Source organism: Sunxiuqinia dokdonensis, assembly GCF_001270965.1.
Classification (GTDB): domain Bacteria; phylum Bacteroidota; class Bacteroidia; order Bacteroidales; family Prolixibacteraceae; genus Sunxiuqinia; species Sunxiuqinia dokdonensis.
In genome coordinates this window covers 1-7,865 of record NZ_LGIA01000019.1, presented here as the reverse complement: position 1 = coordinate 7,865, position 7,865 = coordinate 1, and the positions used below count along the sequence as shown (strand labels likewise).

4 protein-coding genes are annotated in these 7,865 nt (G+C 46.6%); all 4 read right to left on the bottom strand.

Annotated features, from left to right (window positions below; all coding sequences use genetic code 11):
• Nucleotides 1-218: 218 nt before the first annotated feature.
• The 4 genes from NC99_RS01905 to NC99_RS01890 are packed head-to-tail and all read right to left on the bottom strand — an operon-like array spanning nucleotide 219 to nucleotide 7,840.
• The gene (locus NC99_RS01905; protein WP_053179281.1) at nucleotides 219-1,094 is read right to left on the bottom strand and encodes a discoidin domain-containing protein; all 876 of its coding nucleotides are present in this window, start codon (nucleotides 1,092-1,094) and stop codon (nucleotides 219-221) included.
• A gap of 32 nt (nucleotides 1,095-1,126) precedes the next feature.
• Complete coding sequence (locus tag NC99_RS01900; RefSeq protein WP_053179279.1) at nucleotides 1,127-2,818, bottom strand: RagB/SusD family nutrient uptake outer membrane protein; 1,692 nt, start codon at nucleotides 2,816-2,818, stop codon at nucleotides 1,127-1,129.
• 28 nt (nucleotides 2,819-2,846) lie between these two features.
• The gene (locus tag NC99_RS01895; RefSeq protein ID WP_204374870.1) at nucleotides 2,847-5,834 is read right to left on the bottom strand and encodes a SusC/RagA family TonB-linked outer membrane protein; all 2,988 of its coding nucleotides are present in this window, start codon (nucleotides 5,832-5,834) and stop codon (nucleotides 2,847-2,849) included.
• A gap of 50 nt (nucleotides 5,835-5,884) precedes the next feature.
• Entirely contained in the window at nucleotides 5,885-7,840 is a 1,956-nt protein-coding gene (locus tag NC99_RS01890) for a RagB/SusD family nutrient uptake outer membrane protein (RefSeq protein WP_204374869.1), read from the bottom strand.
• Nucleotides 7,841-7,865: the final 25 nt, after the last annotated feature.

Sequence of the window (7,865 nt, the reverse complement as noted above, 5' to 3'; positions counted from 1 at the left end):
ATTATTTTGTATTTTTTTCAATTGTCATAACGAATCTCGCCAATAAGCATATTTGTGCTCTATTTTTTTTGGTTGTATTCCACTCGAGCTTGTTTCATATTAGATTTTTGAGGGATTAAAAAAATGCCCCGCAGGGCATCTTTTTCATTGAGTAGTAGTTGTGAGTGGAACCAAAAGCAACTTTGCCCTGGTTCCACAGTGTATTACAATAAAAAGTTTTATAATTCGGGATCGTAAGTCTGAATGTCAACATCAAACAGTGCAAATTCAGCCATATTGAAATAGTTCCTGCTTCCGTAGGTTTGCAAAACATTGTAGCGGAAGAAAGTGAACGAATTTTCCGGCTCGAAAATTTCCGAAGTGTATTCGGCCCCACCACCCGAAGGTAAACCTCCATCGATCGTAGTCAGGGTTTCCCAGTTTTCACCGTCATTGCTAATCTGGATTTCCACGATTTCCGCACCTACCTGCGACCAGGCTCTGTTCTGAAAATAAAACTGAAATGCCTGAATCGGTTCTGCCAGATCAACCTGAATGTATTGGGGCATCGGAATTTGCGGTGAGCTCCAGCGCGTGTGGAAGAAGCTTCCAGCATCCCCATCAACAAGATTGGCAATGGGCCCTTCGGACGGCTCCTGGTTGTTGGTGCTCAGCTGATCAGCCGTCAGATTAACTTTCGATGACGAAATGGTAACTGTAGCTGGTGCTTTCTCAGAAACAGCGGTTACCGTGGTAATCTCACTGCCCACATTAGCCAGGCTAAAGGTTTGAAACCGGAATTCGTACTCACCAAATTTGGCCCGGGTGTTGTCAATCAGCATAGAATCCGCGTAACTGCTGGCCACACGAACAACTTCCTTCTCCATCAGGTGGTCAAAGTAACTCACCTGCATGTAGTAATAATCCGTGCTTTCCGGCAGATCCCAGTTCAGTGCGATTTGACCGGGTAGCGATGTGCTTACAATATTGCTAATAGGAGCAGGGATACTGCTTACAGCTTCAGGATATTCAATGGCCTGATAGTCTTCTTCGCAACTGGATAAACCCAAAGACAAGGCAGCGAGTCCCAACGTATAAATTAAAGTCTTCTTCATTTGTTCTTTATTTATAAGATTGAATCATCTGTTTAATTCCATCCCGGATTTTGAACCAGGTTGTTGCTTTTTCTGATTTCCTGGTCAGGAATCGGAGAAAAATACATTTTATCGCTCCATTCCCGTTCGCGAATCACACGAGTATAGGTGATTTCTTCGGTATCCGGGTTTTGCGACAATTTCATCAGGGTCACTTCGCTAAACAACTCACCTTGCTTCCACCTTCTCACATCCCAGAAGCGATGGCCTTCAAATGCCAACTCAACCATACGCTCGTTCATGTACCGAGCTTCAAACTCCTCGTTGCTCAATCCAAGAGGCAGTTCAGGCATCTGCACATCCGAACGCTGGCGAATCTTATTAACCGCTTCACGAGCCGACAAAGTAAACGTAGCATCGGTCGCATCGGCTGATCCCAATGTTTGGAAAACAGCCTCAGCATAGTTCAGATAAAATTCTCCCAAGCGGAAGGTAATCCACGAATGACGCTTACTATTGGTGCTGTTGGGACGCAAATCAACCGTAGCATCCAGGTATTTCTTTAGATAATAACCTGTCGGAGTTGCTCCGGAAATCGGAGCGCCGTTCACACCTCCTGTAAAGGTTTCCAGGGCACGACTGTTATAGTTTGGCCAACCGGTATCACCATTTTTCGCAACGGTCATAGCAAAGCGCGGATCTCTTCCTTCGTAAGGCTTTGAAGGGTTGAATCCACTTCCGGGCTCGTCCCATGCCAAGCCTGTTGCCTTCATTTCATAGGCATCAACCAAGGTTTGTGTGGGCGTATTTCCTGAGCGGCCTCCCTCAGCACCTACCGGAAAATTGTTACGCTCGAGCTCATTGAGATCGCCCACCTGGCGGGCAAAAATGACTTCGCCAGCTTTGTAGTTCTCGGTTCCCCAAAGTGCAGTATAATTTCCCAGACTAATGCCATATTCGGCGCAAGAGTCCAGAACCGCCTTGTTGGCCGTTGCCGCAGCTCGCCATTTAGCTACGTCCTGCGAGGGATTTAACAACGGACTAGCGGCGTAAAGCAAGGTACGAGCCTTAAGTGCCAATACTGAAGCACGCGTAACGCGTCCGGTCTCTGCAAAGTTTAGTGATGAATAAGATACCGGCAAATGATTGACGATGGCATCGCATTCATCTGCAATGAAGCTGATCACATCTTCGGCAGGGCTTTGCGAAACGGAGTTGGCTTCTGCTTCAGTCAATACCGTGGTTACCAGTGGAACATTACCATATTCGCGTACCAGGTTAAAGTAAAAGTAAGCTCTCAAAAAGCGTACTTCATATTGGTAGCGGTTGAACTTCTCCATTTGCTCAAAGTAGTCCTTGTTGTTTTGAAATTCATCAAAAGTCTGATCTTTGGCTTCCACAAGGAACAGGTTTGCCGCGCGAATAGCGGCATAGGAATTCGACCAGGTAGATGAAATACTGTTGATCGGGCTCCAGGCGCCATTGTAAAAGTCATGGATATTAGAAACAGACCAGGCAAATTCGGACTCGTCAGTAGCCGAGGCCAGCATGGCTCCATTACCATAGTTTCCGAAGTCGTAATCCAGTTGTCCGTAAATATTGGTTACGAAACTTTCGGTACGGTTAAAGCTTTCGAAAATATCTTCTTTATCGTAGCTTACGATCTCATTGTAGTCCATCATTTCGCTGCAATTGCTAAGCAGGGTGAGGCCACATAAACCGATAATTAGATTCTTTATTTTCATAATATTATGATTCTTAATTGTGTGAAAATTACAGTCCAATTGCAACGCCGATGTTAATCGATTTTGACGTTGGATAAGAAACTCCAATGACTTCAGGATCTGAAATATCAATCCCGTCAATACTGAACAAATCCATTCCTCTCACATAAAGTTTCGCCGATTTCATTCGCAGGTTTTCCAAGACTGATTTTGGCACTTTATAGTACAGCTCAATGGTCCGAAGTTTCAGGAATGAGGCATCAGCAATCCAGATGGAATTGTTCCGGTAGTTGTTATCATTACTTTCGGTGGTGAGCCTTGGATACTTGGCAAACACGTTTGCCGGGGTCCATCGATTTTCATAGTAATGATTCGAAATGGTGGTATTGTCGACCAGCGGACGATAAACACTTTTGGTGTTTAACACAGCGCTGTAGTTGGCGGCCCCCTGAAACAAGGCATCAAACCCTAGCCCTTTGTATTCAGCTCCAAGCTCAAATGAGAAGTAAGCCTCAGGAACAGCAGTATTGTAGCCCATAGGCACAACATCAAATTCGTTGATGAATCCATCCTCGTTCTGATCCTTATATTTAATATCTCCTGGTTTTACTGCTGAAAACTGCTGAACCGGACTGTTGGCGATCTCGGCTTCATCAATGAAGAATCCGATAGCTTGCAATCCAAACAGTTGGTTCACCGGCTGACCGGTTGTTTTCAAATAGTCGTAAGCCCGTGGAGCTTCCAATTGTTCAACGATCTCGTTTTTCGCCAAGGTGTATTTGGCCCCAACGAAATAGCTCAAGTCGCCTTTTATTTTCTCATAGTCGATCCCGATCTCAATACCACGGCTATCAACAATACCCGCATTTACATAGGCTGATGAAGCCCCCAGAACAGCCGAATTTTGTCCCGATTCGGGAACGAAAATATTGCTTCGCCGTTCGAAATATCCATCGGCAGTAATCGTCAATCCTTTGTACAGCACGGCATCAAGTCCGAGATTGTATTTAAACGCACGTTCCAGTTTGAAATCGCGGGTGGGCAACCTGCCTTCCCGAATTCCGCCGTAGGAGTTGAATCCATCGGTAAACGGGTAGCTGCTGCCACCATCGTAACTTTGTTCCCAAAGGTTAACAGCGGGAATGTAGTCGGAATTGATCATACCTGCAGAGGCCCTTAACTTCAGAAAATCTACCGCACTAACTCCTTGCATAAAAGATTCGTTGGAGATTACCCAGGCAGCAGACAAGGTTGGTGAAAAACCATACTTGTGGTTCGGAGCTAGGCGATTTGAGCCGGAAACCACCAAAGCCAGATCAGCAATGTACTTGTTGTGCATGGTGTAATGCGCATACCCAGCCAGGTTCTGTCGGTTGTAAGTGTTGTGCTGTCCGTTGTAGACAATGCGTTCCTGTGAGTAAATTAATGAGGTAAACAGTTCACTGTTGGTGAAGCTGGTTTCGTAATCGAGGTTGGCCGCAAAGTTAAAATGCCGGTTTTGAGTGCCCAACGAACGCGAGAAACTCAGGTCGCTTGATTCACCTCCAGCGGTGCGGATGGTATCCACCGGAATACCATTGTTGAAGCCCAAACGGTCACTTGCATATTGGTAACCACGTGTTTTTCCTTCCCAGAACTCGGCATAATTATCGTATCCAATCCGGAACGAACCACTCAAGCCGTCGGTAATCAGATCCAGATCTTGGGTCAGTTTGACATCAGCAAACAAGGAACGGGCGTGAGAACGGGCGTAGCCTGTGTTTTGAACCCCGGCGACCGGGTTGGTGGTTGTCCAGGTTTCGTTGCCACCCCAGATTCCATCGTAAGTTTTAATGGGATAGGCTGCCGATGGCAAGGTGTACAGGTTGTCCATCAGGGTTCCGTGAATACGGCCCGGACGGTTATGCTCGGCGATAATCCCCAGTAAATTTACTTCAGCCTTTGTTTTCTCACTCAGGTCAACATCCAGATTGGTGCGAATATTGGCTTTCGAGTATTTCATTTGGGTAGAATACCCATCATTCGTTTCGGTATTCTTTATAAAGCCGTCGTTGCCTTCCAGATTCAGCAAGGTGTAGTATCTCATTTTTGAGCCGCCACCACGAATACCAACATTGTAAATGTTTGAATACCCTTTGTCTTTTAGCGTTTCATTCACCCAATCAACATTTGGATACAAAAACGGAGCGGTGCCGTCTTGGAAGGCATCCATTTCGTAGCTATTGTATTTTGCCGGCTGCCCGTCGTTTTCCAAGGCTTCATTATAGGCGCTGGCGTAGGTGTAGCCATTGGCAAAATCGGGCAAACGCAAAGGCGTAGTGAAGGCATGGTCGTAGCTTACATCAATGTCCATGCTGTTATAACGTCCCCTTTTCGTTGTTACCGAAACGACGCCATTGATTCCTCTGAATCCATATAGTGCGACTGCCGCCGCATCTTTCAGAAGGGAAACCGATTCAACTTCTTCGCGTGACAAAGTTCCGATGGAGCGTTCGAAGCCATCGACAAGTACAAGCACATTGTTGTTCGATAAGGTTTTCAAACCACGAATGGAAAAGTCGGCATAATCTTCCCAGACGGCTCCACCATTTTGCATGGAAGTCAATCCCAGCGCATTTCCGTACAAGGAGTTGCTCAGGCTTAAAGCTGAGCTCCGATTGATTTCTTCGGAGCTGGTTGTTGAAACAGAACCGGTTGATTCTGCCATTCTCTGACTAATACCAAAACCTAAGTTCACAGGCTTTGAAGCATAATCAATGACCACTTCAAGGTCGTTTTGGTCGACCACCTCGGCCCTTGTTGTTTCCAGTTCACGGGTTACGATGGCCAGTTGGTCGCCGACTGCGGCACCGATGGCAAAGTTACCGTAGGCATCGGTTGAAACACGAACTTCAGGATTACTGACAAGGGAGATTAAGGCGCCTGGCACCGGCTCGCCCCATCGGTCGGTCACTTTGCCGGAAATCAAGTCAGACTGTGCAAAGCTTCCGATGCTTAGCAAGCAGAGCATCGCTAATGCTAATATTTTTGTTTTCATATGTTTTATCACTGTCATAGTAAACAATTCTTTATTCAAATTACTAATCACTACCATCCCGGATTCTGTGTCAGACCGTAGTCTTTATTTACTTCAGAGGGAGGAAAAGCTGATAAATACCATTTCGGATTAAATTCTCCTGTAACCCAGAAATTACGTCTTGGTTTTTGTAATTCGAATTTGGTATAGGTAAATTCAGTTGGGCGTTCACCCCGCTCCGAAGCACTCTTGTCAGACCATGATTGCTCCAGTCCGTCGGCGCGGTATGTCTTTAACCCGTGCAGTTGCGTGGTAAAGCGGTCAGCCATTTTGTTCCGAATCAGGTCGAAGAAGCGGACATCTTCAAATCCCAGTTCAATGGCACGTTCGCGAAGGATCTCATTCATCAGGGATTCTTCATCCTGAAGGTTCAACCCCGGGTTTGATTCTGCCAATCCAGCCAGCCCAACGCGTTCACGTACAGCATCAACGCTGGCAATCGCTTCATTATATCTTCCGGCTTTCGTTAGGGCTTCAGCATAAATCAGGTAAATTTCCGAAACGCGCAAGTAAGGCCACAAGGTTGGTTTAGCTGTATTTTTTGAGAAGTCGAGCACAAATTTGTAGTTGGCATAACCTGTAGCAAACTGGCCTTCTTCGTTGGCTGGTCCTTGCTGTGCTTCACGGCCTCCAACCCAAAGCTCTGCCTGCCGTCCCTGGTATTCTGCACCATTCACCAAAACAATTTCATACAAACGAGGATCACGCTCGGTGTGAATTTTGCTCACCTTGTTGGCGTCATTCCAGTCGAATGGCGATCCATCGCGCATGGGGAACATGTCCACAAACTCCTGGGTCGGCGTGAACGCGCCATACATGCTCGATTGCGGGAAGTAGTAATTCCAATCCCAATTTCCCGCGCGGTAGCGAATACGGGTCGAAATCAGCATCTCCGGGTTCGGTCCGCCGGATCCCCTTAATGAATAGGCATCGCGATAGGCGGTGCGGTACACATTATCGTACTTGGTTACATCCAGACCATTGTCGGTTGCTGGCTGGAGCAGGCCATATACACCGTTCGCATCGACTTCGCGAAAGAAATCCTCGCAAGCCTCAACGACCTCATCCCACAGCTCGGGTTTGTAGCCACCATACCAAACATGGTTGCTCTGAACCGCTTCCTGTGGTCCTTCTATTGAATAGGGAACCGCATCGTTAAACAGCGGGCTAGCTGCAAACAGAAGAATTTTTGCTTTCAGTCCCATGGCCGCAGCCTTGGTAAAACGTCCGTCCCAGTTGGAGATATCGGCTGCATCGAGCGTCCACGGAAGCGTGGCTGAAGCTTCATCCAGTAGGTTCACCATAAAGTTAACGGTCTCTTCAACCGTTGCTCTTGGGTTTTCGTAAGTCTCATTCACATCCCAGGCATGATCGGCCAAAGGCAGGCCACCATAATGGCGGAAAAGGTCGAAATAACGACTGGCAATAATCACTTTAGCTTCGCCTTTTAGACGCTCTTTTTCATCGGTGGTCATATCCGGAACACGGTCTACATTTTCAATAAAAAGCCATGCCTTGCGAACGGCCTGCCACACTTCTTCCTTGTTGTATCCAAAACGGGTGTGCGAGTCCGAATCTTCCAGTCCCGCGCTATAACTCCCGGAATAGTACATCCGGTTTACGCCGTCCCAGCTCAGGTGACTATGGTAACAGTCGGAAAGGGTTTCGAACATCCCCATATTCATTTTGCCATCCACATCATTCCAATAACTTGGAAGGGCATAGTACAAATTGCTGTAAGTATTCCATAAAAAGCGCCTGGCATATTCCGCCTGCGTAAAGATTGTATCGGCCGTAACATCAACACCCGGCTCCTTTTCCAGAAAGTTGTCTCCAACTTTGAATTCATCGACACAGGCATTGAATGAAAATGCTGCGATAATGAATGCTATGATTCCTATTTTAAATTTCAGAAAGAAAATATTGTCGTTGGGTATTTTGAAAAGGTCAAACAGAAAAGATTCCACAGAATCGAAAAAAGGAGCCTACTAC